The sequence below is a fragment of the Streptomyces sp. genome (assembly GCF_035645055.1).
Lineage (GTDB): Bacteria > Actinomycetota > Actinomycetes > Streptomycetales > Streptomycetaceae > Streptomyces.
The window spans coordinates 45,202-71,419 of record NZ_DASQNH010000084.1 but is presented as its reverse complement, the minus strand read 5'-3'; the positions used below and the strand labels follow the sequence as shown (position 1 = coordinate 71,419).

At 71.1% G+C, this 26,218-nt stretch carries 34 protein-coding genes; 8 read left to right on the top strand and 26 right to left on the bottom strand.

Features of this window, described 5'->3' with window-relative positions; all coding sequences use genetic code 11:
• Positions 1-3 precede the first annotated feature (3 nt).
• From VE614_RS27405 to VE614_RS27285, 25 genes are all read right to left on the bottom strand, one after another.
• A complete protein-coding gene (locus VE614_RS27405) occupies positions 4-231 on the bottom strand; it encodes a hypothetical protein (RefSeq protein ID WP_324942755.1) in 228 nt (75 codons plus the stop codon).
• Positions 228-965 carry a hypothetical protein gene (locus VE614_RS27400; protein ID WP_324942752.1) on the bottom strand — a complete coding sequence of 246 codons (738 nt, stop codon included), beginning with the start codon at positions 963-965 and terminating at the stop codon, positions 228-230. Before VE614_RS27400 ends, VE614_RS27405 begins: the two co-directional genes overlap by 4 nt.
• Positions 962-1,153 carry a hypothetical protein gene (locus VE614_RS27395; protein WP_324942750.1) on the bottom strand — a complete coding sequence of 64 codons (192 nt, stop codon included), beginning with the start codon at positions 1,151-1,153 and terminating at the stop codon, positions 962-964. The genes VE614_RS27400 and VE614_RS27395 overlap by 4 nt, the downstream gene beginning before the upstream one ends.
• 77 nt (positions 1,154-1,230) lie before the next feature.
• On the bottom strand, positions 1,231-1,614 hold the full coding sequence (locus VE614_RS27390) for a DUF4326 domain-containing protein (RefSeq protein WP_324942747.1): 384 nt from the start codon (positions 1,612-1,614) through the stop codon (positions 1,231-1,233).
• A 5-nt stretch (positions 1,615-1,619) separates the two neighbouring features.
• A complete protein-coding gene (locus VE614_RS27385) occupies positions 1,620-1,994 on the bottom strand; it encodes a hypothetical protein (protein ID WP_324942744.1) in 375 nt (124 codons plus the stop codon).
• A gap of 85 nt (positions 1,995-2,079) precedes the next feature.
• The gene (locus VE614_RS27380; protein WP_324942742.1) at positions 2,080-2,394 is read right to left on the bottom strand and encodes a hypothetical protein; all 315 of its coding nucleotides are present in this window, start codon (positions 2,392-2,394) and stop codon (positions 2,080-2,082) included.
• Complete coding sequence (locus VE614_RS27375; protein WP_324942739.1) at positions 2,391-4,211, bottom strand: AAA family ATPase; 1,821 nt, start codon at positions 4,209-4,211, stop codon at positions 2,391-2,393. The genes VE614_RS27380 and VE614_RS27375 overlap by 4 nt, the downstream gene beginning before the upstream one ends.
• Positions 4,212-4,221: 10 nt before the next feature.
• Positions 4,222-4,518 carry a hypothetical protein gene (locus VE614_RS27370; protein ID WP_324942736.1) on the bottom strand — a complete coding sequence of 99 codons (297 nt, stop codon included), beginning with the start codon at positions 4,516-4,518 and terminating at the stop codon, positions 4,222-4,224.
• Positions 4,518-5,351, bottom strand: a complete 834-nt coding sequence (locus VE614_RS27365; RefSeq protein ID WP_324942733.1) for a DUF2303 family protein — start codon at positions 5,349-5,351, stop codon at positions 4,518-4,520. The genes VE614_RS27370 and VE614_RS27365 overlap by 1 nt, the downstream gene beginning before the upstream one ends.
• Before the next feature lie 4 nt (positions 5,352-5,355).
• Positions 5,356-5,727 (bottom strand): hypothetical protein, encoded by a 372-nt coding sequence (locus VE614_RS27360; RefSeq protein ID WP_324942730.1) that lies wholly within the window; start codon positions 5,725-5,727, stop codon positions 5,356-5,358.
• A 38-nt stretch (positions 5,728-5,765) separates the two neighbouring features.
• Complete coding sequence (locus VE614_RS27355) at positions 5,766-6,053, bottom strand: hypothetical protein (RefSeq protein ID WP_324942727.1); 288 nt, start codon at positions 6,051-6,053, stop codon at positions 5,766-5,768.
• A complete protein-coding gene (locus VE614_RS27350; protein WP_324942724.1) occupies positions 6,050-6,325 on the bottom strand; it encodes a WhiB family transcriptional regulator in 276 nt (91 codons plus the stop codon). Before VE614_RS27350 ends, VE614_RS27355 begins: the two co-directional genes overlap by 4 nt.
• A complete protein-coding gene (locus tag VE614_RS27345; protein WP_324942721.1) occupies positions 6,322-6,915 on the bottom strand; it encodes a hypothetical protein in 594 nt (197 codons plus the stop codon). Before VE614_RS27345 ends, VE614_RS27350 begins: the two co-directional genes overlap by 4 nt.
• The gene (locus tag VE614_RS27340) at positions 6,912-7,178 is read right to left on the bottom strand and encodes a hypothetical protein (RefSeq protein WP_324942718.1); all 267 of its coding nucleotides are present in this window, start codon (positions 7,176-7,178) and stop codon (positions 6,912-6,914) included. Before VE614_RS27340 ends, VE614_RS27345 begins: the two co-directional genes overlap by 4 nt.
• Positions 7,171-7,461 carry a hypothetical protein gene (locus tag VE614_RS27335; RefSeq protein WP_324942715.1) on the bottom strand — a complete coding sequence of 97 codons (291 nt, stop codon included), beginning with the start codon at positions 7,459-7,461 and terminating at the stop codon, positions 7,171-7,173. The genes VE614_RS27340 and VE614_RS27335 overlap by 8 nt, the downstream gene beginning before the upstream one ends.
• Positions 7,458-8,195 carry a 3'-5' exonuclease gene (locus VE614_RS27330; protein ID WP_324942712.1) on the bottom strand — a complete coding sequence of 246 codons (738 nt, stop codon included), beginning with the start codon at positions 8,193-8,195 and terminating at the stop codon, positions 7,458-7,460. The genes VE614_RS27335 and VE614_RS27330 overlap by 4 nt, the downstream gene beginning before the upstream one ends.
• Positions 8,195-9,352 carry a hypothetical protein gene (locus tag VE614_RS27325; protein WP_324942709.1) on the bottom strand — a complete coding sequence of 386 codons (1,158 nt, stop codon included), beginning with the start codon at positions 9,350-9,352 and terminating at the stop codon, positions 8,195-8,197. Before VE614_RS27325 ends, VE614_RS27330 begins: the two co-directional genes overlap by 1 nt.
• Positions 9,352-10,290: a hypothetical protein gene (locus VE614_RS27320; protein WP_324942708.1), complete on the bottom strand. Its 939-nt coding sequence runs from the start codon at positions 10,288-10,290 to the stop codon at positions 9,352-9,354. Before VE614_RS27320 ends, VE614_RS27325 begins: the two co-directional genes overlap by 1 nt.
• A complete protein-coding gene (locus tag VE614_RS27315) occupies positions 10,290-10,763 on the bottom strand; it encodes a hypothetical protein (RefSeq protein WP_324942705.1) in 474 nt (157 codons plus the stop codon). The genes VE614_RS27320 and VE614_RS27315 overlap by 1 nt, the downstream gene beginning before the upstream one ends.
• The gene (locus tag VE614_RS27310) at positions 10,756-11,277 is read right to left on the bottom strand and encodes a hypothetical protein (protein ID WP_324942702.1); all 522 of its coding nucleotides are present in this window, start codon (positions 11,275-11,277) and stop codon (positions 10,756-10,758) included. Before VE614_RS27310 ends, VE614_RS27315 begins: the two co-directional genes overlap by 8 nt.
• Positions 11,274-11,663 carry a hypothetical protein gene (locus tag VE614_RS27305; protein WP_324942699.1) on the bottom strand — a complete coding sequence of 130 codons (390 nt, stop codon included), beginning with the start codon at positions 11,661-11,663 and terminating at the stop codon, positions 11,274-11,276. The genes VE614_RS27310 and VE614_RS27305 overlap by 4 nt, the downstream gene beginning before the upstream one ends.
• Entirely contained in the window at positions 11,660-12,748 is a 1,089-nt protein-coding gene (locus VE614_RS27300; protein WP_324942696.1) for a hypothetical protein, read from the bottom strand. The genes VE614_RS27305 and VE614_RS27300 overlap by 4 nt, the downstream gene beginning before the upstream one ends.
• Positions 12,745-13,095: a hypothetical protein gene (locus VE614_RS27295; RefSeq protein WP_324942693.1), complete on the bottom strand. Its 351-nt coding sequence runs from the start codon at positions 13,093-13,095 to the stop codon at positions 12,745-12,747. The genes VE614_RS27300 and VE614_RS27295 overlap by 4 nt, the downstream gene beginning before the upstream one ends.
• 94 nt (positions 13,096-13,189) lie before the next feature.
• Positions 13,190-13,516 carry a hypothetical protein gene (locus VE614_RS27290; protein ID WP_324942690.1) on the bottom strand — a complete coding sequence of 109 codons (327 nt, stop codon included), beginning with the start codon at positions 13,514-13,516 and terminating at the stop codon, positions 13,190-13,192.
• On the bottom strand, positions 13,470-13,769 hold the full coding sequence (locus VE614_RS27285; protein ID WP_324942686.1) for a helix-turn-helix transcriptional regulator: 300 nt from the start codon (positions 13,767-13,769) through the stop codon (positions 13,470-13,472). The genes VE614_RS27290 and VE614_RS27285 overlap by 47 nt, the downstream gene beginning before the upstream one ends.
• 177 nt (positions 13,770-13,946) lie before the next feature.
• On the opposite strand from VE614_RS27285, the gene VE614_RS27280 reads away from it, so the two are divergent.
• From VE614_RS27280 to VE614_RS27245, 8 genes are all read left to right on the top strand, one after another.
• The gene (locus VE614_RS27280; protein ID WP_324942683.1) at positions 13,947-14,402 is read left to right on the top strand and encodes a helix-turn-helix transcriptional regulator; all 456 of its coding nucleotides are present in this window, start codon (positions 13,947-13,949) and stop codon (positions 14,400-14,402) included.
• A 152-nt stretch (positions 14,403-14,554) separates the two neighbouring features.
• Complete coding sequence (locus VE614_RS27275) at positions 14,555-14,791, top strand: hypothetical protein (protein ID WP_324942680.1); 237 nt, start codon at positions 14,555-14,557, stop codon at positions 14,789-14,791.
• 45 nt (positions 14,792-14,836) lie between these two features.
• Positions 14,837-16,213: an integrase gene (locus VE614_RS27270; protein ID WP_324942677.1), complete on the top strand. Its 1,377-nt coding sequence runs from the start codon at positions 14,837-14,839 to the stop codon at positions 16,211-16,213.
• Positions 16,214-16,692: 479 nt separating this feature from the next.
• The gene (locus VE614_RS27265) at positions 16,693-18,732 is read left to right on the top strand and encodes a thioredoxin domain-containing protein (protein WP_324942675.1); all 2,040 of its coding nucleotides are present in this window, start codon (positions 16,693-16,695) and stop codon (positions 18,730-18,732) included.
• Between the two features lie 189 nt (positions 18,733-18,921).
• Positions 18,922-20,184 (top strand): glycosyltransferase, encoded by a 1,263-nt coding sequence (locus VE614_RS27260; RefSeq protein ID WP_324942672.1) that lies wholly within the window; start codon positions 18,922-18,924, stop codon positions 20,182-20,184.
• A complete protein-coding gene (locus tag VE614_RS27255; protein WP_324942670.1) occupies positions 20,181-21,827 on the top strand; it encodes a phospholipid carrier-dependent glycosyltransferase in 1,647 nt (548 codons plus the stop codon). The genes VE614_RS27260 and VE614_RS27255 overlap by 4 nt, the downstream gene beginning before the upstream one ends.
• On the top strand, positions 21,824-23,005 hold the full coding sequence (locus VE614_RS27250) for a glycosyltransferase (protein ID WP_324942667.1): 1,182 nt from the start codon (positions 21,824-21,826) through the stop codon (positions 23,003-23,005). Before VE614_RS27255 ends, VE614_RS27250 begins: the two co-directional genes overlap by 4 nt.
• Entirely contained in the window at positions 23,002-25,404 is a 2,403-nt protein-coding gene (locus VE614_RS27245) for a galactose oxidase-like domain-containing protein (RefSeq protein WP_324942664.1), read from the top strand. Before VE614_RS27250 ends, VE614_RS27245 begins: the two co-directional genes overlap by 4 nt.
• 72 nt (positions 25,405-25,476) lie before the next feature.
• Here the strand turns inward: VE614_RS27245 and VE614_RS27240 are convergent, their stop codons facing one another.
• Complete coding sequence (locus VE614_RS27240) at positions 25,477-26,214, bottom strand: Mut7-C RNAse domain-containing protein (protein WP_324942660.1); 738 nt, start codon at positions 26,212-26,214, stop codon at positions 25,477-25,479.
• Positions 26,215-26,218: the final 4 nt, after the last annotated feature.

The following is a 26,218-nucleotide window of genomic DNA, read 5'->3' as shown; positions in this document are numbered from 1 at the left end:
CGATCACGCGGCTTCCTCGTAGTCGGGTCGGGTGCGGCGGGCGAGTCGTCGGGCTTCGCGCCGGCCGCGGGCCCAGGCGGGGCGGGCGGTACGCCAGGCGAGGCGTGCGGTCCAGGCGCCGGTCGCGGCGGCGGCGAGGATGAGGATGCTGGCGACGGTGGCGAGGAGGGTGAGCCAGGCGAGGGCGGCCCAGCCGAGGGTGATGAGGGTGTCGATGGCTTCGGCGATCACGACGGCGCTCCGTCCTGTCGCGCCTCGACGGTGGGGCCCATGGCGGACTCCAGCAGGAGCCTGGCCGTGATGTGGTTGCCCGCTCTCAACGCGTCCAGCGCGCGGTCCACGGTGGCCCGGTCGACGGCCGGGCCCTGGGCGGCCGGTGTCTCGTCGGCCATGCGGCGCAGCTCGTCCTCTGCCTGGTCTGCGCGCAGGATCTCTGCACCCAGTTGGCGGCGCACGCCGTCGATCTCCCGCTCCAGAGCCCGGATCTTCTCGCTGTACTCCAGGACGGTCTTGCCGCGCCGCCGGGACTCCTCGCCTACTTCGTCGCGGCGCCGCTGTACGGCAGCCAGCTGCTTCTCGGTCTTGTTCAGCTCGCAGCGCGGGCACACGGGCTGCCCGTCTCGCATGGGGATGTCCATGCCGTCGTGGCCGTGCCAGCGGAAACCGCACTCGGGGTGCTCGTAGTACGGCGACAGCGGAGGCTCGGCGGCCTGGTCGACGGGCGGCGGCAGCACGGCCAGCACCGCGTCGGCCGACTCTCGGTACGCGGGTTCCATGCCCGTCTCGTGCAGCGGTACAAGGTGGCTGGGGTGATCGTGGCCGTACAGCGCCTCGGCGATGCGGTCGCGGAGCGCGGCCCGCTCAGCGAGGTAGGCCTGGAACGCCTCGACGGCCTGGCGGTCGCCGTCGCTCATCCGGTAGTTCGGGTTGTTGCCGCAAGCGGGGCCGGTCGGGCGGTCGGTCATCGGGTGGCTCCCGTCGGGGCGCAGCTGGGGCAGTAGTCGCGGCCCTCGACGTCGCTCCAGCCCTCCGCGGCGAGCTGGGCGCGGTGGGCGGAGGCGAGCAGCTGGCGGGTGATCGGCTGCAGGCTGGACGTGATGGACCACTCGGGGCAGTCCTCGCCGGCGCAGGTGACTTGGTGGGTGTGGGGCATGGTGTGGCTCCTGTCGGATGTGGTGTGATCGGTGGGGTGGCCGCCCCTGCTTGCTTCAGGGGCGGCCGTCCTGCTGCTCACTGCTCGCTGGTCCTGTTCGCCAGCTCCAGGAGCACGTCGGCGTGGCACGGCTGGTCGGGCGGGCACCAGCACATGAGGTCCCGGCCGGCCAGCTGACGGCGTGCAGCCGCGGCCAGGCCGGACTGCGAGGCGGCCCAGCTCCCGTACCAGTCGACGGCGACGCGCCGGGCCTCATGCTCGTGGCGGCCGCCGTAGACGACGCCCTGGGTTCGGGAGTCGATGACGGCGTAGGTCGGGCCGCACTGCTGGACGAGGTACGGGTTGCCCCATCGGGTGCCGCGGCCGACGTAGCGGGCCCCGGCGGGTGCGCGCCAGCCCTTGGTGCGGCGGCGCTGGATGCGGCGGGGCTGGGTGTCGAGGGCGATCTGACGCACGGTCATGGCGGTCACTCACCCGTCTCGGCGGCGGCCGGCGCCGCGTGCGTCGGGCAGAAGTCGTCGCCGTCCTCGGTGTGCTCCCAGCCCTTGCTCTTCACCAGGTGCTGGCGGGCGACGGCGAGACGTTGGGTGCTGGTCATGCCCTCGTGGACCATGTAGTCGGCGGTCTCCTCGGCGCCGCAGTGGTCGCAGAAGACGGTGATCTGCGTCGGGTAGTACGGGCTGTCGGGGTCCCGGACGATCGCGTTGACGATCTCGGGGGTGAGGGTCTGGGGCTCGTCGGGCTGGCAGGGGACGAGGTTCGAGTGGGCGTCCTTGCCGCATCCGCAGGGGATGCCGGTGCGGCCGTAGGTGAGCGGGTCGGGGGTCGGCTGGGTGGTCATCGGGGTCCCTTCGTGGGTGGCTGGATTACGCGCGGGGCTGGCTGTAACCGGATGCGCGCGGGCGGGTGGTTGGTCGGCGTGCTGGTCAGGCGGTGGGCGGCTGCGTCTCGCGCGGGTCGTAGGGCCACGCCATGTCGCGCGTCCCCCACGGGGCCTTGTGCGAGCCTCGGTGGCCCTTGGCCTGGGTGCAGCGGGTGTCGGTGTGGTGGGGGTAGAAGGCGCCGCAGGCGGGGATGCGGGCGCCGGTGGCGATCCAGTCGGCGACGTTGGCCCAGTCGCCGTCTCGACCCTTGATGACGACCTCGCCGAAGAGGGCGCGGAAGGCATCGGCGAGGACGGCGGGGGTGCTGGGGCTCTCCGCGGCGGGCTCGTAGCGGGCTTCGTAGTCCTGCTCGGTCATGCGCTGTGCCTTTCGTGGTCGGTGGTGGGGTGCTGGGGGCGGTCGGGGTGGCTGCCGGTGGCGGGGTCGCATCCGAGGTGGGTGTCGTATCCGCGGTTGGCCCAGTCGGGGTTCATGGGGAGGGCGCAGATGGTGCAGATCGGGCGTTCGTCGTCCCGGGTCCCGGGGTCCCCCTCCGTACCTCCCCCCGCCTTAGAGGCGGGGCGGGGGGAGGGAGGTCGGGGAGGGACGTCCCCCGGGGCTCCCCCGGGATTCGGGGGGAGGTTTGACCTGCGGGTTTGCGTGTTCTCCTCGGAACTCCCCCCTTGATCGTGGGGGAGTTCGCTTTCAAGATCGCGGGGGAGGTTCGGGGGGAGGTCATTTCGGGCATCCCGAACCTCGTCGAAGGAGTCCCTCCGCTTGCGGATCCGGACGGCCTCCTCGACCTTCTCCTTGCGCATCGAGATGCCGTACTCGGCGCACCACTTGATGACCCGGGGGCTGCCCCACTTCAGCGGGACCGCGGCCTTGTCGAGCACGCTGACGAGCCACTCCGGGGTGCCCTTGACCAGCTCGGCGGGCCGGTGGTCGAGGGACTCCAGCACGACCGATGTGACCGGCCGGCCGTCGGGCTTTGCTTCGCCGTCGAGGGTGATGACGCGCAGCCCGAATTGGAGGTCGGCGCCTTCCTCGTCGTCCTTCTGCTTGCCGACCTTGACGGTGACGATGATGTTCTTGGCGTTGTCGCCCTTCTTCGACACGTGCAGCTCGGACTGGAGGGCGCCCTTGGCGGAGGAGGCTCCGCGGCCGTGTTCGCCGACGTGGCCGGTGTGGTGGACGACGAGGACGCAGGCGCCGGTGGCGCGGCGGAGGTCTTCCATCCGCTCGATGACGACGCCGACTTCGGTGTTGGAGTTCTCCTCGACGCCGACGGAGACGCGGGCCTGGGTGTCGATGACGATCATCTCGGGTGCGAGGCGGCGCATCGCCTCGATGAGGGTGTCCCACTCCGGGCCCATCGCCTGCACGGGGCGCGGGAGGAAGAGGACGTTGTCCATGCGGACGCCGTAGTGCTTCTCCCAGGCGCGGACGCGCTTGCGGATGCCGCGGGCGCCCTCGGCGACGAGGTAGACGACGGTGCCCTGGCGGACGTAGTGGCCGTGCCACTGCATGCCGGTGCCGACGTGTCCGGCGAGGTCGATCGTGACGAAGCTCTTCATGTGGCCGGACGGGCCGATGATGCGGGCGAGGGAGTCCAGGTGCAGGAGGTCGCCGACGAGCGGCTCCAGCGTCGGCATGTTGTCGAGACTGGAGGCATCGAGGAGTTCCGCCAGCAGCGCGTCGGCGGGGTCGCCGGAGCGGCCGGCGGCGCGTTCCTTCTGCCGCTTCAGGTAGTCGTCGATGAAGGTGACGGCCTGGCCTGGCTCGGCCTCTGGTGAGGTGGCCTGCTGGACGATCAGGCGCCCCAGTTCGGCCTCGGCGCGCAGTTCGGCGCGGCGGCGGACCTCGCGGGCGTAGTACTCGGGGTTGCCGCCGTAGTCGCCGAGGCGAGCGACGTAGACGAGGCCGCCCGCGCGGCGCAGCTCCTGGCGCTTCTCCAGCTCGATACGCAGGGACATCGGGTTGACGGGCTCACCCTTGTCGTACAGCTCGCCGAGGACGTCCCAGATCAGTTCGTGGGCGGGCAGGGCGAAATCGCTGCGGGTGAGGATGCCGCGGATGGCGGGGATCTGCTTGGGCTGGTGGATGCAGCCGCCGAGGACGTACCGCTCAGCCTCATGTTGGTCGGGGCCGTCGTGGTCCGCCTGCTGGTGCGGGATATGGCGGACGTTGCTCACGGGCGGTCTCCTAGAAGAGCGTGGTCGGCGGGCACTGGTGGGTCAGGAGGTGCTGGTGGGGGCAGTCCGGCGGGTGCCGTCCGGTGGTCCAGCGCAGGCGGAGGGGGCCGTGTGCGCGGCGGGGCAGGCACCAGACGAGGTCGTGCGGGGTGCTGGCTGCTGCGGCGGGCCCGTAGGGGCGGGGTTCGTCCGGTGGGGGGAGGTCGACGCGTGCTTGGAGGGCTGCGCGGTCGCCGACCCACTGGACGAGGAGGGGCTGGCCGCAGGCGGGGCAGCGGGTGTCGTCGCCCCGCCTGCGGCCGGCCATCAGGCCGCGCTCCCGTTCATGACCGGCACGTCGATCTGCTCGCCGATCGCGGTGACGACGTCCGTGAACGCGGTGCGCAGGATCTCCGTAGGCCGCTCCAGCTTGTAGCCGAGGCGGAGGCCGTCCGGGGTGATGCGGTGGCGGAGACGGGCGGTGAGCCGGTAACCCTCGCTGCCCTCGAACGGCACCAGGCCGATCTTGAACACCTCAGGGATGGTCAACTGCCCCTTCTGCCCCGCCTTGGCCTGGGTGGTCTCGACGTACTGGAACTGCCGCTGCCCGCTGCTGAGACGGGTGGCGGACTGGAAATCGACCTTCGTGGCAGCCTGGAAACTCTGGGCGATCTCCAGCATCTCCGCGGCGGCCGGCTCCAGGAGTTCGGAGACGTGGTCCTCCAGGAACTCGGCGAACGTTTCCTGCCCGAGCAGCTGACCGTCGTTGCGGATCCACTGCTCCCAGGCGTCGGTCTTGCGCAGGGCGAGGTGGAGGCGGTGTGCGGCCCAGCGGGCCCCGTCGGGGGTGTGGGCGTCGAGGACGGCGGTGACGGTGAGGCGGTCGCTGTCGGCGTAGACCTCGCTGTAGTCGTCGTGGTGCTTGTCCCAGTACGCCAGGAAGGACTGGGCGTCGCGGACGGTGGTGGTGCCCGCCTTGCGGGTGGGGTTGTCCTTGTACTGGTCGCCGGTGAGGTCGATGCGTTCGACGCCGCGCGGGGTGGTGACGACGTAGTAGCCGCCGGTCTCCAGGCGTTCAGGCTTGGCGGCCTGCTGGGCGATGTCGATGACGGACTGGGTGCCGTCGAGGTCGGCGGCCATGCCGCTGGTGTAGGTCGTCACGGTTTCAGGCGTCCTTGTACTCGGTGGTGGTTGGGGCGGTGCGGAAGTCGAGCGCGATCTGGCGCGGGTCGTTGCGGGTGGGATTGCCGTCGTCGTCGACGAAGTAGATGGCGGCCGGCGGGGTGCTCTTCGGCGCCTTGAGGTCGGACTCGACGCTGATGGCGAGGGGGTCGCCCTCGACGTGCCCCTTGGACGGCTCGACGAGGACCTTGATGACGAGCTGGCCCTTCTTGCCGTGGGTGGAGACGGCCTGGAGGAGTTCGTGCAGCTCCTCGCTGAGGGCGTGGTGGACGCGGCCGTTGAGGTGGCCGACGAGGAACGCGGCGAACTCGGCGGGCTGCGTGCCGGTCTCCGTCTCGGGCTGGTGGATGGTCATGTGGAGGTGGTGCCTTTCTCTGGTGTGGTGCTGGCGGGTCAGGTGGTCTGGTGGCTGATCGCGGCCTGGGCAGCGCGGTAGGCCTGCGGGGTGGAGCGGCGCTTGCCGGAGGCGATGGCGCGGGCGTCGTGGACGCGGCTGTCGGACAGCGGGGACGGAGTGGTCCAGGCGCCGGCGGGGAGGCCGGGCCCGGGCTTGATCTCGTCCAGGCCTTGGAGGGCTCGCGGGGTGTGAGCTGGGCAGCACGGTCCCGTGAGGTACGGGCGTACGTCCCGGGTGGCCCCGCAGTGGCGGTGCTCGGCGCCGATCCAGTGGCGGCACCTCATGCCGCCGCCTGCTGCTGGGCCTTGCGCTGCCGGTCGTAGAGGTAGCGGCGGGCCCGGGGTGCCAGGCCTCCACGGACGCCGTGCCTGCTCTCGTGTCCGCAGCCGCCCTCCTGGCGGAGTGCATCGTCGAGGCAGGCCTGGCGGACCGGGCAGGCGGCGCAGACCTGCTTGGCGAATTCGAGCTTGGCGCGCTCGCCCGGGCGGGGAAACCAGACGTCGCGGAGCTTGCGGAACTCGGGCTGTGCGCAGAGGGCTTGGGTGTACCAGCTCATCGGGTGATCACCGCCGCTCGCTCCGGCCACTGGCAGCCCGCCAGAGCCTCACGCTGCCCCGGCGAGACCTCGGCGAGGGGGAAGCCGAGCCACTCGTAGCCGATCGCAGCGAGCGCGAAGCCGTCGCACTCGTCGTTCGCGGCGGGCCCTTGGAAGGTGCGGCCGAAGATCTGCTCGGCAGCCGCGCGCATCTGCGCCTTCGATGCCTTGCCGTATCCGGCGAAAAACAGCTTCAGCGAGGACGGCGGGATGATGGCGTACGGGATCTCGCGGCGCCACAGCCAGTGCTGCACCATGACCCGGAGCCCGGCCAGTTCCTCGTGCCCGCCCTGACCGGCGTGTCCGAAGGACGGGCCTTCGAGGACGACCAGGTCGGCGGCCTTGAGGAAGCTGCCGATCTCCTGCATGAGGTAGGCGAGGCGGGGGTGGCCGCGGAGCGCCGTCTTAGGTTTGACGTAGTCGGTCCACTCGGCGGAGCCGATGCCGGTGCAGCGCAGGGAAAGGTCGCCGCCGATAACGAGGGGTCGCCGGGGCCCGGCCGCCGCGGGGGCGGCCGGGGCATCGGTGGTGAGATCGAAGAGCGTGGTCACTGGGCACCACCGTTCTGGCGGCCCTGCCACTGCTCCTCGGTCAGGTAGCCCTCTGCTTTCTTCCGCTCGGCGTACCGCTCCTTGGTGTAGGCGTTCTCCGCCAAGCGGCAGGGCTCGCACAGCGGCTCCTTGCGGTACCGGTGCTGCCGGGCGCCCCGGTAGGTGCCGTGGGCGATGGGCTTGCGCTGGCTGCCGCCGCGGGGGCGCTTGAGGCCGATGTCCTTGATGAGCTGGTCGAGTTCGGCGTCGGTGAGTTCAGGCACCGTCGGCCTCCTCTCGGGCGGTGATCGGGGTGGGTGCGTCAGGACTGGGGTTGCGGCAGTCGAGGCAGATCAGCTGCCGCGTGACCCGCAGGCGGGCGTGGACCGTGACCCGGCCCTCCGTCGCGCACAGGGCGGCGACCTTCTCCAGGGCCTCGACGGGCGGCGGGAGCGGGGTGCCAGCGCGGCGGCGGCCGGTCGGCTTCGGCCAGCTGCGGGCGACGGTGACAGCACCGACGCCTACGGCGGTGATGGCACCGGCGAGGGCGGTGGCGAACTGGCTCACGGGGCCTCACCACCCGCGCGCTGCGCCGGGATGAACGGCCACTCGGTGCGCACGCCGTCCGCCCACGACTCCTTGCCGGGCGTGCGGGCGAAGTACTCCCGAAGGCTTTCGGCCTGCTTCCGGGCCCACGAGACCTGCCACAGGTGCAGAGCACTGATCGGCGCCCCACCGATCCGGGGATCTTTCGTGGCGATCCGCCACGCCACCCGGCACGCGGCGATCGCGTCTGCGTCCGCCGAGTGCGCGCCGTCGAGCGCGACCTCGTAGTGGCGGCACAGGTCTTCGAGCTTGCGCCCGCCGCGCCGGTACGGGTCGATCTGCTTGTCCAGCACCCGCGGGTCGACCACAAGGAGGTCGTCGCCGACGATGTCCACCAGGGGCTGCACGCCGTGGCGGCGGGCTTCCCTGTCCAGGATGGTCAGGTCGAACGAGGCGTTCATCGCGACGACCGGCAGCCCGGCGAGCACCGACTCGGCGAGCGCGGCCACCAGCTGCTCGACGACCTCGGCCGCCGGCCGCCCCTCGGCGCGGGCCCGCTCGGTGGTGATGCCGTGGACCTTCGCGGCCTCCTCCGGGATGTCGATCCCGGGGTCGGCGAGCCAGGTGAAGGACTGGGTGGGGGTGCCGCCGCCGCACTGGACGACGCAGGCGGTGACGATGCGGTCGGTCTCGACGTCGACTCCGGTGGTCTCCAGGTCGAATCCGGCGAGGCGGCCCTCGAACCAGGCGGCCATCAGAGGTCACCGCCCTTGAGCGCGGTGAGGAAGGTCTCCAGCTGCGCGACGGTGGCGGAGGAGGGGTGGAGGCCGCCATGGCGCTGGGCGAACGCGGTCTCCAACTGGGCGGTGGTCATGCCGCGCGGTCCGGCGGCGGCCATGATCTGGAACCACATGGCCTCGGCGGCGGCCGGGTCGGGGGCGTCCACGACCTCGGCCTCGTACACGCCCTCGTCGTCCGGCGTCGGCTCAGGGAAAGCGTCGCCGTAGTCGGCCGGGTTGAGCTGCCGTTCGACGTCGTCCGGGTGCGGGCCCTCCTGCTCCGGCTGCTTCACCGTGGCGCCGAGCGCCGCGGCCCGCGCCGTGAGCGTCTTGGCCAACTCCTCGTCCATCTCACGGCGCTCGACGGCCTGCTCGTACAGCGCGCGCACCTCGGCCGGGGTCTTCGCCGCTGCGGCGAGCGCCGCGTAGTCCGGACGGCCCGAGGTGATTGCCACCCGCTCGGGGCCCGATGCCACGGCCTGTGCGCCGCCGCCGGTGATCTGCCCGGCCATCAGCGCGGCCGGGGTGATCTCCACGTCCAGCGTCGGCACCATGAACCGGGCCGGGCCCTCGTTGCGCTGGACGAGCTTCTCCTCCATCCCGAGCCACCCGGCGACGTACCCGCCGGCCTGCGCAAGCAGCTCGGCGGCCGGGGGCAGGGTGATCGCGGCGTAGTAGCCCTTGGAGATCAGCAGCCACTGGCCGAGCGCGGGGACGTCGCGGAGCATGACGTTCACGCGGGTGGTGATGGCGCACTGCCGCTTCTCGGGGTTGCACAGGCAGGGGCGGTCGCTCTTGTGCTCGGTGACGCCGTCGCAGCGGCGCTGGCACTTCGATCCGGCGTACAGCTCGTACCACTGGGAGACGGCGTCGCGCGGGGGGATGAGGACGGGGAGCCGGTCGGCCTTCGAGTAGACCTCGAACTCGCTGGGGCCGCCGTTTGCCGGCGTCCAGGGCTTCACCTCGCCGCCGTAGAGGTTGGCGACCTCGGTGAGGATCTCCCGGGAGGGTGACGTGAAGCGGAACTTGTTGAGCTTGGCCGGGCGGGTCTTGCCGCTGGCGGTCGGGACGACGTGGCCGAGGCGGATTTCGCCGAGCTGCCGCATGCGGCGCTGGAGGTCGATGATGGGCATCAGGCAGCCCTCTCTTCGCTGATGGTGGGGAGGGTGAGGGCGGGGCGGATGACCGTCTTGGACAGGCCCGAGGTCCACTCGGCGTTCCGCTTGACGGTGAGGAAGGCGTCGAACACGGCGTCGTCGGCGACGGCAGGGATGAGCCGGTAGCCCTCCGGCCGCAGGTGCAGCACCACACCGGCCCAGAACGTGCGCGGCATCGGGATCTTCGTGCCGTCCCGTAGCCACGCGACGCGGGCCTTGCGGTAGGCGGCCATCTGGAGCGAGGCCTCGGGGTACACGCCCTTGAGGTCCAGCTCGCCGCCGGTCTTGGTGTCACCGCAGAAGACGGTGTCCGCTGGGATGTCCACCTCGAAGTACGCGGCGAGCGCGGCAGCGATGAGCGGGGAGCGGAGCAGGTAGTCGAGGGTGCCCGCGTAGCCCTCCTCCTCGTTGCCCACGACCATCTCGGAGGCCTCGAAGGTGACCTGCCACTCCTCGACGAAGCGGAGGAAGTGGTCTAGGAACGGGGCCAGCTCCTCGTCAGTGAGCAGCTCGGCGGGCATCGGCGTGCCCAGAACGTGGGCTTCGATGAGCCGGTGGACGGCGGAGCCGACGTCCTTGCGCTCGTCCTTCTTGCGGGTGTGGGCGCGGCGGAGCCAGTCGTACGCCTCGGTACGGCGCTCCGGGTGGAGGGAGGAACTCACCAGGTACGGGAGGTTGTTCATCGCCGTCTCGGCGGTGATGTTCCCGGCCCAGAAGGTGAGGGCGTCGCCCTTGGAGCAACCCTGTTCCAGGATGGTGGTGACGCGGCGGAGCTTTAGGTCGGTGCCCTTGACGCGGTACCAGCCCTGGCTGGGCTTGGGGATTCGGTCGGTGCCGGTCGGCTCCTGCTTGGTGCGGGAGCGGCGGCCGGCGGCCGGGGCCTGGCGGGCCCCGGCGCGCGCGGTGGTCGTCATCAGGCGGCGTCCTTGAGGTTGAGAGAGGCCAGGGCGGCGGCCCACAGCTGGCGGCGCAGGGCCTCGGCGGGCGTGCCATCGAAGGCGTCGCCGTACGCCTCTTGCTGGCGGGCGGCGATCTCCCGCGCAGCGTCCGGGCCCACCCAGACCTCACCGCGCTCGATCTGTCCCAGGACCCGCTCGGTGTCGGGCGACATGTGGACGCGACGCTGGTCGTCGCGGGCGATCCGGCTCACGGGCGGCCGTCCTTCCGGGTTGTGCGTGGGGTGGTAGATGCGGCGGCCGTCGAGGTCGACCACGGTGAGGAGCCCGTGCCGGGCCAGGCCGCGCAAGTCCTTCCGGGTCGTGTTCCGGCCGGTCGTGGGCCACGGCGAGCCGGTCATCAGCTGCTCCGCGAGCTGGGTGGTGACCGGGCGGCCGTGCGCTCTTATGGCGGCGAGCAGGTAGCCGCGCCGGGTGGACTGCTCAGGCACGGTTGCTCTCCCTCTGGGCGGGCTCGTACCAGCGCACGCCCTTCTCCTCGAACCGGATCAGGTGGCCGCCCGCAGCGAGGGCGGCAAGGTCGTGCGACGCGGTGCTCTGGCCGATCGACGTGAAGCCGAGCTGGTGCAGGGCGCGGAGGGCGCGGCCGGACTTCCACCCGCCGCCCTCGGCGAGGACCACGTTGAGGAGCGCGGCTTGGCGGGCGGTGTCGGCGGGCCGGTCAGCGATGGTCCGGAACGAGGCGAGTGCGGCCCCCTCGTCCGCGGAGTGCTGGTGCAGAAGGCGACGCACCTCCCGCACGTCCACGTCGTCGGGGCGGACCACGACCCGCAGCGTGCGGACCAGGCCGCGCAGCATGGCCAGCTCACCCGGGTACGCCTGCGCGTCCAGCTCGAACTCGCGGACCGCGGCCTTGATGAGGTCGTCGGCGGTCAGGTCGTCGAGCACTACGCCGGTGCCGTACGCCTCGGTTAGGGCGCGGCGGATGTCGTCGAGGGCGCTCATGCGGCAGCACCACCCTCGCGGCGCTGACCGTGGATTGGCGCGACCGCCGGCCGCTCCGGCGCCAGCGCCCGCAGCCGATCCGCGAGCGCCGTCACCTCGCCGCCGTACACCGGCAGCTCGTAGCCGACCGCGTCCGCGATCTGCTCCAGCAGCAGCTGCTCCGGGGCGTGCCCGTCGTGCCCGCGCTGGACGCCGCGTTCGTCGGCGAACTCCAGCAGCAGGGCGAGGAGTTCCTCGTCGTCGGCGATGGTGGTGAGGACGTGGGTGAGGTAGTGCTCCACGTCCAGCAGGGCCCCGGTGGGGATGCGGCGGACGTAGAGGCGGTACGGGCCGGTGATGGCCGGGCGGCGGAGCAGGCGGTGCCAGTAGAGGCGGAGGCGGTTCACTCGTCGGCCTCCTCGTCGTACGCGGAGGCGACGTCCAGCGCGGTGACGGCGTAACCGGTGACGGACTCCTCGTTCTGACCGGCGACCACCGTCAGCTCGGCGACGCCGTCCTCCTCGTCCTCGATCCAGTCGAAGGTGAGGTCGGTCCCCGTCGGCCACGAGCGGCGCTCTTCCGCCTCGCAGTGCGCGCGGGCCTCGGCGGCCGTGGTGTACAGGCCCATCTCGATCGAGTCGTGCGACGCCCGGTGCACCTTCGGGGTGGTCTCGCCCGGCTGCATCGGCGTTCCGACCGTCGCTTGCTGGAGCAGGTACAGGGCGCCGAGCGCGGCCGTGCCAGGGTCTTCGAGGTCGTGGCAGAAGGACGCCAGGGCTGCCCGCCCTTCTACGGCGGCCTTCTCCAACCTGGCGATGCGGTCCCGGTCTACGCGCAGCTGCTCGGCCGCGTCGGACAGGGCCTCGTTCGTGGTGTGCCGCTCCGTCTCCAGCTCCGCGACGCGGTTGATCAGCCAGTCCACGGCCGGGGCCAGCGTCTCGCCGAGCGGGAACGGAACCTTGCGGTCCTCGCCGTTCGGCGCCAGCGACCCGCGCATGTTCAGCGCGTCGTTCTGGAGCGCGACCAGCCGGGCGCGGCGTCGGTCGCGCTGTTCCTCCAGTTCGATGACTCGGAGTCGGGCTGCGTTTCGCTGGTCCCGAGTTTCCTCCAGCGTGCTTTGCAGGGCGCACGCGATTTCGTGCAACGCCTTCTCCGTACCGGAGTCGTAGGTCGCGGTCGACCAGGCCTTCGTGCGCTCGCCGTATTGCGCGAGCCGGACTTCGGCCGGGGTCAGGTTGTCCTGCGGGATGCGGTGCACGTCCGTCAGTCGGGCCCGGAGTCGCTCCAGCTCGGCGGCGGTCTCGGGGGCCTGGAGCAACTGCGCCGACTCCAGGGCCTCGGCGAGCATCGCGGGCGCCGTGTGACCCTGCCGCATCGCGGCGGCGATCACAGTCTCGGCCACGCCTCGCAAGGTCGGCCTCGATCGGGCGGGCATCGGCAGGGCGCCGTACTCGCGGACAGCGGTCTCCAGGTCGCGAATCGGCTCGGTCATGCCGCCACCGCCTCGGTGGCCAGGTCCAGCCCGAACCCGGTCAGGTCCACGGTCACCCCGTGGAACACGCCGACGGCCGCCAGCCACGCGTCTCCGCGGAACGCCTTCAGGACCACGTCGCCCGGGCCGATCTGAAGGGCGGCCCGCCACGCCTCGAAGGCGCTCGGGGAGTCCGCCTGGAGGTGGAGGACGTGCGTGCCGGACGGGAAGGTGATGTAGGGCTTCGGCAGGTGGCCGAACATCCGCACCAGCTCGACCAGTGCCTCGGCGACCGGCGCCGTGTCGACGAACGGGGCGGTCACAGGCACGCTGACCTGCGGGGCGGGGGAGGTAATCTCAATGGTCACGGGGACCTCTCTTCGATGGTTGATGGGGTCGCCGAGTCGGGGGTCGCTCGGGCCGGGAAGCTGTGAGCGGCCCTTCGGCGCGTTCAGGGCTGGATCAGCCGGTGATGACGGCGGCGGCCGGGCGCCGGCGGCGCCGCGGCTTGCTGCGGCCGTCGACCTTGTTGCGCATCAGCGCGGCGATCTCGGCGAGGTCTGTGTCGCTGAACATCAGCTGGCCGGCCATGCGGTGGCAGGGGAACCGAGGACCGTCCTTCGGCTTTCGGTTCACGCCCCGGCGGAGCCAGTCCTGGCCGCGCTTGTCCTCGGGGTCCTCGGTGGCGAGGCCGAGTCGAACGGTGGCCTGCTTGAGGTTGTAGAAGTTCTCCAGGACGGGCTCAGGCTTCTTCGGGGTGCGGGCGGGCGGCGCCGTCGTGGCTGCCATGGCTGTCCTTTCCGTGCTGCTCCTCGGGCGAAGCGAGGAGCGACTCGTCGTCGGGCTGGATTCGCAGGGCGGTGCGCAGGCGCTGGTACGTGGGGGGCCGCATGTCACGTCGGTCGCCGTTCTCCAGCTGGCTGAGGTAAGGGCCGGTGATGCCGGCCTTCCTGGCGCACTGGTTGCGGGTGAGCCCGAGTTCTTTGCGGCGGGTGCGGATGGCCGCCCCGTCCACCTGGTAGGTGGGGAGGGGTCTGTGCATGTAGAGAAAGCTAGCGACTATGAATAGCGATTGCTAGTGATACTCGCTAGTAATCTCTAGAAATCTCCAACTGTGCTCAGCGGCAGCCCTTTGGGGTTCGCCAAAGAAGGGCCAAGATCTGGCCAGGAAGGTGGAGATTTCTGGCGGTAGCTAGAGGTAGCTGCCATCATGTGCGGCATGGCGCTCACCAGCGATGACACCAGCCGTCACCGGCGGAGACTCGGATCCCTCGTGACCCAGCGACGCGCTGCGCTCGGCATCACGGACAAGCGCGTCGCCGCGAAGCGCTGCAACATGTCGGTGACGACCTACACCAAGATCGAGAACGGCGACCCAGTCAACCCTCTGAGCTACGCGAAGCTGGAGCAGGGTTTCGGCATGGTCGCGGGTTCGTGCGGGGCGGTGCTCGACGGCGCGGAGTCGATCATGCTGCTGGATGGTGGCGAGCTGTTCGTCGCCGGCCGCTCGGTGGCCGTCGATCGCAGCCAGCTTGAGCCGACGCTCCGGGAGGCCATCACGAAATGGACGAGGCTTGTCCGACCCGACATCACGCTCGGTGAGGATCAGGCCATGACTGACGGCATCCTGGAGGAGCTGCGGAGGCGCGGACTCCTTCCGGATTCCGAGAAATAGTGAGCGCTGACGTACAACCTTTTGGTGTGATCAGATCGTGACCATTGTTGACCGAAAATTCGGTCAACACCCCTGTCGTCACCCTCCGCCACATGCGAGTCTGGCGTCTCGCCTGCCTGGGGGGCTTCCGAAACCTCGACGAGGGGGGACACATGCCGACAGCGAAGGCCATCACGTACGACCGGGAGCCCGGCTTCATCGCCGACGTGCTGGAGATCGACGGCGCGAGCGTCTGCGTAGTGAACCCCGCAGCACTCAAGGACGCCGGCACCCGGTCTCTGGTGCGGCAAGTGGCACAGGGGCGCGGACTCGACTGCGGGACATGCCGCGGATGCCTGGTCGGTACAACCGTGCAGGACGGTGGCGGCGGAACCGTGACGGCGGAATGAACCACTGACGGTCCGCTCCCGCCAGAGACCTCTGAGGGAGGGCGCATGCCCTACGTGGAGCGACGCGGCAACAGCATCCGCGTCAAGTGGTGGGGCGGCGAGTACAAGCCAGGCCCGGACGGCAAGCCCACCAAGACCAAGAAGTACGAGTCCGCCTCCGGGCCAGAGCCCGGCGTTCCGTTCAGGGATGAGGAGGAGGCGTACAACTACGGCCTCGACCGGGAGCACGACGTCCGCCACGGCAAGCACATCCCGCGCGCGGACGCGAGGACGCCGATGGAGGAGTACTGCTGGACCTGGTTCGAGGCGGCGGAACTCCGCCCGAATTCCGTCGACACCTACAAGTCCATGCTCAACGCGGTGATCATCCCAGACTGGCAGGGGCGTGCTGTCGGTGCCATCACGCCCCCTGAGTACGACCTGTGGAAGAAGAGCATCGAACGCAGGTACTCCGCGAACTACGCCAGCCAGCTGCGCGGGGTGTTCCGCATGCTGATGGAGGACGCCGTCCTCAAGTACAAGCTGCGCACGGACTCGCCGATCGTCGAGCAGCACCGACGCGGCCGGTACACCAAGAAGCAGACGCGCCGGAAGAAGCGGCAGCTGCCCATCGAGGCCGTGCACAAGCTCGCCGTCAACGCCTACCACGTCTGGGGCTTCACCGGCTGGACGTACATCTGGACCGTCGCCTTCACCGGCATGAGGCCGCCCGGCGAGATGTACGGTCTCCAGCGCGGCTACACCTCGGCGCACTGGCCGGCCTCCGACCCGGATCCGGAGAGGCGCAAGGAGGCCCTGGAGCGGTACCAGGGCAAGCTGCACGCGCTGCGTGTGCAGCACCAGCTCTACCGAGCGGACGGCCTACCGACACTCGCCGGTCCGAAGTATGAGTCCTACCGGACGCAGGTGATCCCCCCGTTCCTGCACGAGATGCACGCCGCGCTGCTGGCCTCTCATGACAAGCCGTTCGTGTTCCTATCGCTGACCGGCAAGCCGCTGCTGGGAGCGCAGTTCGAGCGGGACTACTGGCATCCGATCCGGGACGGCGCCAAGGAGCGGAAGGCGCGCAAGGGCTACGAACGGTTCACCCGGCCCAAGCTGCCGGCCGTGGAAGAGATGGCAGGGCAAGATCTCTACCGATTGCGGCACTGGCACCGGGAGCTGCTGGACGAGCCGGGCGCCGACATCGCGCGCGTCGCGAAGGAGGCCCGGATGGGTCACGAGCTGCCGGGCGTTGAGGGCGTCTACAGCATGGTGACCTTGGCGATGGAGGAGCGCATCGTCGAGTACCTCCAGGAGGTCTGGGAAAAGTTTCTGAGCACGGGCCCGTGGCTTCCGCCTTTTCCCAACGCTCTCCCAGATGATCAAGGAAACGCTCCGTCCGCGCTGTTCAGCGACTTCCGCATCCTTGAAGGAGAGTGATGAAGTCGATGAACCGGCACATGGGCAAGGTCGACTTCGAGGAGGCCCCGGCGGCCGACGCCGAGACCCCGGCGGCCGGAGCCAAGGCCGACAAGGGCTGACCCGCGCGGACGGGGCGGGCGGCGCCCGCCGCCTCTCACCGCGCCGCCGGTACCGCCACGCCCATCACCTCCCGGGCGTGGCGGCTCGGCACCATGCCCAGCGGCCAGCTCCAGGCGCGCCCACGCCTCGCCGTGCGCGACGCCGATCCGCTTCCCGTCGGTACGGCCGCCCGACCGCCGCACCTCCTCCTCCACGGCCCGGGCAAGCAGCCGCTCTGCCTCGACCCGATGACTGTCCCGCATGGCACGTCCCCCTCCGACGGCAACGGCGTTCCCGGTCAAGTGCGATGTGCATGACGAGTCCAGGAGAGAGGGCGGGGCCCGCGCCGTGTCCTGTGCCGTGCGCCGATTCCGGGGTACTGCGGCAGGATGGATTCCATGCCGAACCGACTGGCCCACGAGACGTCCCCCTACCTGCTCCAGCACGCGGACAACCCCGTCGACTGGTGGCCGTGGTCCGAGGAGGCGTTCGAAGAGGCGCGACGGCGGGATGTGCCGGTGCTGCTCAGCGTCGGCTATTCGAGCTGCCACTGGTGCCATGTCATGGCACACGAGTCGTTCGAGGACGAGGCGACGGCCGTCTATCTCAACGAGCACTTCGTCAGCGTCAAGGTCGACCGCGAGGAACGCCCCGACGTGGACGCCGTCTACATGGAGGCCGTGCAGGCCGCCACCGGGCAGGGCGGGTGGCCGATGACCGTGTTCCTGACGCCGGACGCCGAGCCGTTCTACTTCGGGACGTACTTCCCGCCCGCGCCGCGGCACGGGATGCCGTCGTTCCGGCAGGTGCTGGAAGGGGTGCGGCAGGCGTGGGACGACCGGCGCGAGGAGGTCGCCGACGTCGCGGGGAAGATCGTGCGGGACCTCGCCGGGCGGGAGATCGACTACGGCGCCGGGAAGCAGGTGCCGGGGGAGCAGGAGCTGGCGCAGGCGCTGCTCGGGCTGACCCGGGAGTACGACCCGCAGCGCGGCGGGTTCGGCGGGGCGCCGAAGTTCCCGCCGTCCATGGTGATCGAGTTCCTGCTGCGGCACGCGGCGCGGACCGGGTCCGAGGGCGCGTTGCAGATGGCCGCGGACACCTGTGAGCGAATGGCCCGGGGCGGGATCTACGACCAGCTCGGGGGCGGATTCGCCCGCTACTCCGTGGACCGGGACTGGGTCGTGCCGCACTTCGAGAAGATGCTGTACGACAACGCGCTGCTCTGCCGGGTCTACGCACATCTGTGGCGGGCCACCGGCTCGGAGCCGGCCCGCCGCGTCGCCCTGGAGACCGCCGACTTCATGGTGCGCGAACTGCGCACCGCCGAGGGCGGTTTCGCCTCCGCGCTCGACGCGGACAGCGACGACGGCACGGGGCGGCATGTCGAGGGCGCCTACTACGTCTGGACCCCGGAGCAGCTGCGCGCCGTGCTCGGCGAGGAGGACGCCCGGCTCGCCGCGCAGTACTTCGGCGTGACCGAGGAGGGGACCTTCGAGCACGGGTCCTCGGTGCTGCAGCTCCCCCAGCAGGAGGGCGTCTTCGACGCCGGGAAGGTCGACTCCGTGCGGCGGCGGCTGTTCGCCGCCCGGGCCGAGCGGCCCGCTCCCGGCCGGGACGACAAGGTCGTCGCCGCCTGGAACGGCCTCGCGATCGCCGCGCTCGCCGAGACCGGCGCCTACTTCGACCGCCCCGACCTCGTCGACGCCGCCCTCGCCGCCGCCGACCTGCTGGTCCGGGTGCATCTCGACGACCGCGGGCAGCTCGCCCGCACCAGCAAGGACGGCCGGGCCGGCGCCAACGCGGGCGTCCTGGAGGACTACGCGGACGTCGCCGAGGGGTTCCTCGCGCTGGCGTCCGTGACGGGGGAGGGGGTGTGGCTGGACTTCGCCGGGCTGCTGCTCGACCACGTGCTCGTGCGGTTCGCCGACGAGAAGTCCGGCGCGCTCTTCGACACCGCGGCCGACGGCGAGCGGCTGATCCGCAGGCCGCAGGATCCGACCGACAACGCCGCCCCGTCCGGCTGGACCGCCGCCGCGGGCGCGCTGCTGAGCTACGCCGCGCAGACCGGCTCGGAAGCCCATCGGACCGCCGCCGAGCGGGCGCTGGGCGTGGTGCGGGTGCTCGGGCCGCGGGTGCCGCGGTTCATCGGCTGGGGGCTCGCGATCGCGGAGGCGCTGCTGGACGGGCCGCGCGAGGTGGCGGTGGTGGGTCCCGCCTTCGACGACGCCGCGGCCCGTGAGCTGCACCGGACGGCGTTGCTCGGGACGGCGCCGGGCGCGGTGGTCGCGTACGGCACGGCGGGCGGCGAGGAGTTCCCGCTGCTCGCCGACCGGCCGTTGACGGGCGGTGAACCGACCGCGTACGTCTGCCGTAATTTCACCTGCGACGCCCCGACGACCGACCCCGAGCGGCTGCGCGCCGCGCTGTCGGGGCGGTGAGCGCTGCCGGAAATGAACGGTAATTGAGCAGGTGTTCGGGTAGATCCCGCTAGTCACCCGACCGCGCCGAACACGCTTTTTATCGGAACAGCTCCCGCACTTCACGCTTCCCCCCTAGTCTCTGCACATGCCGCGACGGCTGTGGCCGGCCGTCGCGTGTGGGGGGTTTCGGGATCTGGGGGGATCTGTTTGCTGACGTCTGTCTTCATCGCTGCCGTCTCGCTCGCCCTGTTCTGGATGGCGGCGTTCACCCTGTGGTGGCAGATGCACGCGTGGCGCACGCCCGAGGTGCTGGCCTCCACCCGGTTCAGCCGTCCGGACGGCGCGGAACAGCTGTCCTTCTCGCTGCTGCTCCCGGCGCGGCACGAGCAGGCGGTGCTGGACCACACCATCCAGCGGCTGCTGGAGTCCGCGCACGCCGACTTCGAGATCATCGTGATCGTCGGGCACGACGACCCGGAGACCGCCGAGGTGGCGCACACGGCCGCCGCGCGGGACCCGCGCGTCCGGGTCGTCGTCGACACCCATGAGAAGAAGAACAAGCCGAAGGCCATGAACACGGCGCTGCCGCACTGCCGCGGCGACGTCGTCGGGGTCTTCGACGCCGAGGACCAGGTTCATCCGGAACTCCTCGCCCACGTCGACCACGCCTTCCGCGCCACCGGCGCGGACGTCGTCCAGGGCGGAGTGCAGCTGATCAACTTCCACTCCAGCTGGTACAGCCTGCGCAACTGCCTGGAGTACTTCTTCTGGTTCCGCTCACGGCTGCACCTGCACGCGCAGAAGGGGTTCATCCCGCTCGGCGGCAACACCGTCTTCGTCCGCACCGCCGTGCTGCGCGAGGCGGACGGCTGGGACCCCAACTGCCTCGCCGAGGACTGCGACCTGGGGGTCCGCCTCTCCAGCGTCGGCAAGAAGGTCGTCGTCGCCTACGACTCCGAGATGGTCACCCGCGAGGAGACCCCGGGCTCGCTGATGAGCCTGCTGAAGCAGCGCACCCGCTGGAACCAGGGCTTCCTCCAGGTGTACCGGAAGAAGGACTGGAAGCAGCTGCCCTCCTTCGGGCAGCGGCTGCTCGCCCGCTACACCCTCATGACGCCGTATCTCCAGGCGGTCTCCGGTGTGGTCATCCCGCTCAACGTGGCCATCGCGCTCTTCCTCGACGTGCCGGTCGGCGTCGCCTTCATCACCTTCCTGCCGGCCGTCACCGCCCTGGTGACCTTCGTCTTCGAGCTGGTCGGACTGCACGACTTCGGCAAGCAGTACGGCCTGCGCGTCCGCTTCGTCCACTACGTGAAGCTCATCGTGGGCGGCCCCTTCTACCAGGTGCTCCTCGCCGGGGCCGCCGTCCGCGCCGTCTGGCGGGAACAGCGCGGCCGCAACGACTGGGAGCTGACCAGCCATGTCGGCGCTCATCTCGCGCACGTGAACCGAGAGGACGTTCCTGCGTGACCTCCACCCTTCCCGCGGCGACCGGAATCACGGTCCCCGCGCAACGGACGGCTGCGCCCACGATCCGTTCGACCGGTCGAACACAGCCTCCGCAGCGACTGCGCTCCTCCCGTCCCGACCTGCTCCTGTGCGGTCTCCTCCTCGTCGCGATCCTCGTCGTCCAGGGCTGGAACATCGCCGACTACCCCACTCTCAGCGACGACGAGGGCACCTACCTCGCCCAGGCCTGGGCCGTCCAGGAGGGCCGCGGCCTCGCCCACTACACCTACTGGTACGACCATCCGCCGCTCGGCTGGATCCAGATAGCCGTGCTCACCTGGATACCCGCCCTGATCAGCCCGGACTCGATGACCGTCGGCTCCATGCGCGCCGCGATGCTGCTGATCGGCGCGGTCAGCGCGGTCCTCGTCTACGTCCTCGGCCGCCGCCTCGCCCTGCCCCGCTGGGCCGCCGCACTCGGCATGGCCCTGTTCGGGCTCTCCCCGCTGGCGGTCGTCCTCCAGCGCGAGATCTTCCTCGACAACCTGGCCGTGATGTGGACGCTCCTCGCGTTCACCCTCGCCGCCTCCCCGAGCCGCCACCTGTGGCACCACTTCGGCGCGGGCATCGCCGCCGCGACGGCCGTGCTCACCAAGGAGACGATGCTCGTCGTCCTGCCCGCCCTGCTGCTCACCATGTGGCGGCACAGCCACCGCGACACCCGCAAGTTCGCGGTCACCGGCGCCATCACCGCCTGCGCCCTGATCGGCCTGTCCTATCCGCTGTTCGCCCTGCTCAAGGGCGAGTTGCTGCCCGGTGACGGCCATGTGTCCCTGTGGGACGGCATCCTCTACCAGATGAGCCGCCCCGGCTCCGGTTTCATCCTCGACCCGGGCTCCGGCTCGTACGGCGTCCTCCAGTCCTGGCTCTACTACGACCGTGTGCTGCCCCTCGGGGGCCTCGCCGGTGCCCTGCTGCTCCTGCTGACCTGGCGCTGGTCGGTCACCGCCCGCGCGCTCGCCGGACCCGCGCTGACCGTGGCGATCCTCGCCCTGGTCGCCCTGCGCCCCGACGGCTACCTGCCCGCGATGTACATCATCCAGGCGCTGCCGTTCCTCGCCCTGGTCCTCGCCGGAGGCACCGCCAGCGTCGCCCACGCCGTACTGCACAAGCGGCGCCGCGCGGGGCGCCGGCCCCACGCCCGCTACGCGCTCGCCGCCGTCCTCGCGCTCGCCGCGAGCGCCTACGCCGTGCCCCGCTGGTACGACGGCGCCCGCACCGCGATCACCACCGACGCCAACGCCCCCTACCGGGCCGCCGCGCGATGGCTGGGCACCGAGGTGGAGCACCCCGGGGACACCCGCGTCCTCGTCGACGACGCCCTCTGGCTGGACCTCGTCCACCAGGGCTACGAACCCGGCCTCGGCGCCATCTGGTTCTACAAGGCCGACCTCGACCCCGCCGTCACCAGGACCATGCCGCGCGGCTGGCGGGACCTCGACTACGTGGTCGCCTCGCCGACGGTCCGGCGCGACGCGGTCGACCTGCCGAACGTCAGGGCGGCCATCGAGCACTCGGCGCCGGTCGCCGTCTTCGGCACCGGAGCGGACCGGATCGAGATCCGGCGCATCCAGCGGGCGGGCCTCCCGGGAGGCACCCGATGAGCCAGGACTCCGCCGTTCCCGAGGAGGCCGTCACGGCGGCCGATGTCCCGGGCGCCGTCCCCGAGCCGGGCGCCGTCACCCTCGTCGTCCCGACCTTCAACGAGGCGGCGAACGTCCGCCGGCTGCTGCGCCAGATCACCGAGTCGGTACCGTCCCGGCTGCCCTGCGAAGTGGTCTTCGTGGACGACTCCACCGACGACACCCCGCAGGTCATCCGCGACGCGGCACGGGACTGCCCGTTCCCGGTGACCGTGCTGCACCGTGAGGAGCCCGTGGGCGGGCTGGGCGGCGCGGTCGTCGAGGGCATGCAGGCGGCCGGGTCGGACTGGATCGTCGTCATGGACGGCGACTGCCAGCATCCGCCGTCCCTCGTCCCCGACCTGGTCGCCACCGGCGAACGCGCGGGCGCCGGACTCGTGGTCGCCTCCCGCTACCTCAAGGGCGGCAGCCGCGCAGGGCTGGCCGGCGGCTACCGCATCGCCGTCTCCCGGGCCGCGACCTGGCTGACCAAGTCCCTCTTCCCACGCCGGCTGCACGGCATCAGCGACCCGATGAGCGGCTTCTTCGCCATCCGCCGCAGCGATGTCAGCACGGAGATCCTGCACCCCCTCGGCTACAAGATCCTGCTGGAACTCGCGGTGCGCGGCCGTCCGCGCACGGTCACCGAGATCCCGTTCGTCTTCCAGGAGCGGTTCGCCGGCGAGTCCAAGTCCACCGCCAAGGAGGGGCAGCGCTTCCTGCGGCACCTCGCCGGACTGCGCACGGCCGGTCCGCTGGCCCGGATGCTGGTGTTCGGGCTGATCGGACTGACCGGATTCGTGCCGAACCTGGCCGCCCTGTGGGCGATGACCGAGGCGGGGCTGCACTACCTGCCCGCGGAGATCGTCGCCAACCAGTTCGGCGTGGCCTGGAACTTCCTGCTCATCGAGCGGCTGCTGTTCCGCGACCGGCGCCGGCACCGGCACTGGGCCGACCGCACCGCGCGGTTCGCGCTGCTCGCCAACGCCGACCTGCTGCTGCGCATCCCGCTGATCGCGCTGCTGGTCGCGCAGTTCGGGCTGGCCGCGCTGCCCGCCACGGCGCTCGCGCTCGTCCTCACCTTCGTCCTGCGCTTCGCCGGCACGGAAGCGCTGGTCTATCTGCCACGCAGGAGCCGTAAAGCTAGGAGTACCGCATGAGATCCAGCCGGAGAACGGCCGTCCTGGCCGCCCTGGGCCTCGCCGGAGGCCTCCTCCTCACCACCCCCCAGCCCGCCTCCGCCGCCAACCTCATCAAGAACCCCGGATTCGAGACGGCCGGCACCGGCGACCTGCCGTACTGCTGGCAGAAGTCCGGCTGGGGCGACAACGACTTCACCTTCACCACGACGGCCGACGCGCACTCCGGCGGCAAGGCGATGAAGGTCGAGCTGACCCGGCGGGCCGACGGCGACCGCAAGGCGCTGATCACCGAGTCCGCGGACTGCGCGCCGGTGGTCGCCGCCGGCAAGCAGTACGACCTGTCCCTCTGGTACCGGACGACCACGCCGGACGCCAACATCACCCTGTTCCGGCACGACACCACGGCGGGCTGGCAGTACTGGACCGACCTGAAGACGCTGGAGATGGCGGCGGACTGGACCCGGGCCACGGTCCGCACTCCCGAGGTCCCGGCCGGCACCGACCGCATCAGCTGGGGCGTCTCCGTCTACGGCACCGGCTCGGCCACCACCGACGACTACACCATGGAACAGGTCGCCGACCCGGTCCCGCCCCCGCAGTGCACGGGCACCGCCGAGCAGTGCGCCAACGGCAGGTGGGACGTGCTGCCCGCCCAGAACCCCGTGCGCTCCATGCACTCGGTCGTCCTGCACAACGGCAGGGTCCTGCTGATCGCGGGCTCCGGCAACGACCCGGAGAAGTTCGAGGCGGGCACCTTCACCTCGGCGGTCTACGACCCGGCGAACGGCACCTACAAGATCATCCCCACCCCGAAGGACATGTTCTGCGCCGGACACGTCCAGCTCCAGGACGGGCGGGTGCTGGTGATGAGCGGCAACAAGGGCTATCCGTCGGCGGACGGGAAGATCGGCTACCAGGGGTACAAGGACTCGTACGTCTTCGACCCCGGGACCGAGACGTACACGAAGACCAACGACATGAACGACGGGCACTGGTACCCGTCGGCGACCATCCTCGGCAACGGCGACGTGCTCTCCTTCGGCGGGCTCAAGGAGGACTCCACCGGCTCGGTCACCGCCGACCGCTGGTCACAGGCCGAGCAGCGCTGGCTGCCCACCTGGCAGGTCAAGCAGACCTGGTCGTACTGGGGCCTGTACCCGTCGATGATCCTCATGCAGGACGGGCGGCTCTTCTACTCCGGCAGCCATGTCTTCGGCAACAACATCCCCGGCACCGGCGCCGCGATCTACGACTACGACGCCAACACCATCACCCAGGTGCCCGGCCTGCAGAAGAAGGACGAGCGGGACCAGTCGGCGAGCGTGCTGCTGCCGCCCGCGCAGGAGCAGAGGGTCCTCACCATCGGCGGCGGCAACATCGACTCCAACCCCGACGCCAACCGCCTCACCGACGTGATCGACCTCAAGCAGCCGAACCCGCAGTACGTCGCCGGGCCGCCGCTCCCGCAGGGCACCGTCGACTTCGGCAACGGCAAGGTCGCGCAGACCGGTGACCAGGGCAAGATGTACGCCTCCGCGGTGCTGCTGCCCGACGGCAAGGTGCTGGAGACGGGAGGCGCCCTGCACAACCGCGCCGACCCGGTCTTCGAGACCTCGCTCTACGACCCCCCGACGAACACCTTCGACCCGGTGGCCGTCGACCCCGAGGCGCGCGGCTACCACTCCTCGGCGTTCCTGCTGCCCGACGGCCGGGTGATGGCCACCGGCGACAACCCGGGCAACGGCAGCTGGAACCACAACGTGTCCGTCTACACCCCGCCCTACCTCTTCAAGGGCCCCCGCCCGACGATCACTTCGGTGATCGACACCGAGTGGACCTACGGCGACACCCAGCGGATCACCGTCGACCGGCCCATCGCCAAGGCCGAACTGATCCGCCCGGCCGCCGTCACCCACTCCTCCGACCCCAACCAGCGGTTCGTGGACCTGCCGCTGAGCGTGGACGGCGACAACGTCGACCTGAACGTGACGAGCAACCCCAACCTGGCCCCGCCCGGCTGGTACATGCTCTTCGCGGTCGACGCGAACGGGGTGCCCTCGGTGGCGAAGTGGGTGCACCTCCAGGGCCCGGCCGCGCTCAAGGCCACCGACGCCGCCGCGCACATCCACTCCTTCGCGGACGACCTCCAAGGCACGGTGCAGCGCCCCGGCAAGAAGCGCGCCTCCCAGCCGGTCGGCCCGGCCGTCTCCGGCTGCGACCGGCACTACGGCTCCGCCAACGTCTGCGTGCCCACCGCCTTCCCGCCCCAGGTGAAGGAGACGGCCACCGCCCGCTGCGGCTGGCTGGGGCAGAACGACTACGGCCGTCTGAAGGTCAACGGCGCGGACGACCCGCTCGGTCTCGACCCGGACAGGGACGGGGTGGCCTGCGGAAAGGGGGACCTGACGAGGCGCTGAGCACCCCGGCAGGGGAGCGGGGAACTGCGCGACCGGCCAGAGACGGCCCGCGGTTCCCCACGGCGCTCCCCGTCAACGGCGCTCCGAGCGGAGCGCGAGCGCGCGCTCCACGATGGCCTCCAGCTGGTCGTGGTGCGCGCCCTTCCAGTAGGCGCGCCCGCACGCGCCGCACTGCGCGAACACGTCGTACGTCCGCTGGGTGCCGGCCTCCAGCCGGTCCGCCACCTCCTCCTTGGTGGCCTCCTCGAGCAGGCCGTTGCACGCGGTGCAGCGGGTCCATGGGCGCAGCTCGGGGCGGAACCGGTCCAGGATGTCCTGGAGCTGGTCGTCGGGCCGGGTGCTGTAGACGAAGGCGCCGGCCCACAGCTCACGGCGGCGCAGCAGGCCCCGGTCACGGCTGAGCATGACCCGCCGCTCGGCGGCCGAGCGGGCGGCGAGGGCGGCGTCGCCGATGTCCGTCGACTCGTACGCCGTGTCCACGCCGAGCAGCCGCAGCCGGCGGGCCAGCGTGCCGAGGTGCACGTCGAGGAGGAAGCTCAGGGGAGCACCGGGCACCCGCTGCGGGCGGGCCACGGCCCGTACGGCCACCCGCTCGCCGTCCCGGGGGATGTGCCCGGTGGGCACCGGCCGCCCGTCGACGACCAGTTCACCGACCTCGGTGAGCGGCACCCCGAGGGATTCGACGACGTGACCGAGCGTGGAGACGCCGTCGGTGGCGAGGGGGCTCGCGCCGCGGCGGCGCTCCTGTGGCACGAACAGGGCCAGTTCGGGGGCGACTTCGACGTGGATCTCGGCTGCGTGTGCGTTCACGGGA

What these genes read in the sequence shown, in the direction of transcription:
- VE614_RS27400 (WP_324942752.1), bottom strand. Translation starts at nt 965, where the DNA reads ATGACCGACCGCCCGACCGGCCCCGCTTGCGGCAACAACCCGAACTAC.
- VE614_RS27395 (WP_324942750.1), bottom strand. Translation starts at nt 1,153, where the DNA reads ATGCCCCACACCCACCAAGTCACCTGCGCCGGCGAGGACTGCCCCGAG.
- VE614_RS27390 (WP_324942747.1), bottom strand. Translation starts at nt 1,614, where the DNA reads ATGACCGTGCGTCAGATCGCCCTCGACACCCAGCCCCGCCGCATCCAG.
- VE614_RS27385 (WP_324942744.1), bottom strand. Translation starts at nt 1,994, where the DNA reads ATGACCACCCAGCCGACCCCCGACCCGCTCACCTACGGCCGCACCGGC.
- VE614_RS27380 (WP_324942742.1), bottom strand. Translation starts at nt 2,394, where the DNA reads ATGACCGAGCAGGACTACGAAGCCCGCTACGAGCCCGCCGCGGAGAGC.
- VE614_RS27370 (WP_324942736.1), bottom strand. Translation starts at nt 4,518, where the DNA reads ATGGCCGGCCGCAGGCGGGGCGACGACACCCGCTGCCCCGCCTGCGGC.
- VE614_RS27360 (WP_324942730.1), bottom strand. Translation starts at nt 5,727, where the DNA reads ATGACCATCCACCAGCCCGAGACGGAGACCGGCACGCAGCCCGCCGAG.
- VE614_RS27355 (WP_324942727.1), bottom strand. Translation starts at nt 6,053, where the DNA reads ATGAGGTGCCGCCACTGGATCGGCGCCGAGCACCGCCACTGCGGGGCC.
- VE614_RS27350 (WP_324942724.1), bottom strand. Translation starts at nt 6,325, where the DNA reads ATGAGCTGGTACACCCAAGCCCTCTGCGCACAGCCCGAGTTCCGCAAG.
- VE614_RS27330 (WP_324942712.1), bottom strand. Translation starts at nt 8,195, where the DNA reads ATGGCCGCCTGGTTCGAGGGCCGCCTCGCCGGATTCGACCTGGAGACC.
- VE614_RS27325 (WP_324942709.1), bottom strand. Translation starts at nt 9,352, where the DNA reads ATGCCCATCATCGACCTCCAGCGCCGCATGCGGCAGCTCGGCGAAATC.
- VE614_RS27320 (WP_324942708.1), bottom strand. Translation starts at nt 10,290, where the DNA reads ATGACGACCACCGCGCGCGCCGGGGCCCGCCAGGCCCCGGCCGCCGGC.
- VE614_RS27310 (WP_324942702.1), bottom strand. Translation starts at nt 11,277, where the DNA reads ATGAGCGCCCTCGACGACATCCGCCGCGCCCTAACCGAGGCGTACGGC.
- VE614_RS27300 (WP_324942696.1), bottom strand. Translation starts at nt 12,748, where the DNA reads ATGACCGAGCCGATTCGCGACCTGGAGACCGCTGTCCGCGAGTACGGC.
- VE614_RS27290 (WP_324942690.1), bottom strand. Translation starts at nt 13,516, where the DNA reads ATGGCAGCCACGACGGCGCCGCCCGCCCGCACCCCGAAGAAGCCTGAG.
- VE614_RS27285 (WP_324942686.1), bottom strand. Translation starts at nt 13,769, where the DNA reads ATGCACAGACCCCTCCCCACCTACCAGGTGGACGGGGCGGCCATCCGC.
- VE614_RS27280 (WP_324942683.1), top strand. Translation starts at nt 13,947, where the DNA reads ATGGCGCTCACCAGCGATGACACCAGCCGTCACCGGCGGAGACTCGGA.
- VE614_RS27275 (WP_324942680.1), top strand. Translation starts at nt 14,555, where the DNA reads ATGCCGACAGCGAAGGCCATCACGTACGACCGGGAGCCCGGCTTCATC.
- VE614_RS27270 (WP_324942677.1), top strand. Translation starts at nt 14,837, where the DNA reads ATGCCCTACGTGGAGCGACGCGGCAACAGCATCCGCGTCAAGTGGTGG.
- VE614_RS27265 (WP_324942675.1), top strand. Translation starts at nt 16,693, where the DNA reads ATGCCGAACCGACTGGCCCACGAGACGTCCCCCTACCTGCTCCAGCAC.
- VE614_RS27250 (WP_324942667.1), top strand. Translation starts at nt 21,824, where the DNA reads ATGAGCCAGGACTCCGCCGTTCCCGAGGAGGCCGTCACGGCGGCCGAT.
- VE614_RS27245 (WP_324942664.1), top strand. Translation starts at nt 23,002, where the DNA reads ATGAGATCCAGCCGGAGAACGGCCGTCCTGGCCGCCCTGGGCCTCGCC.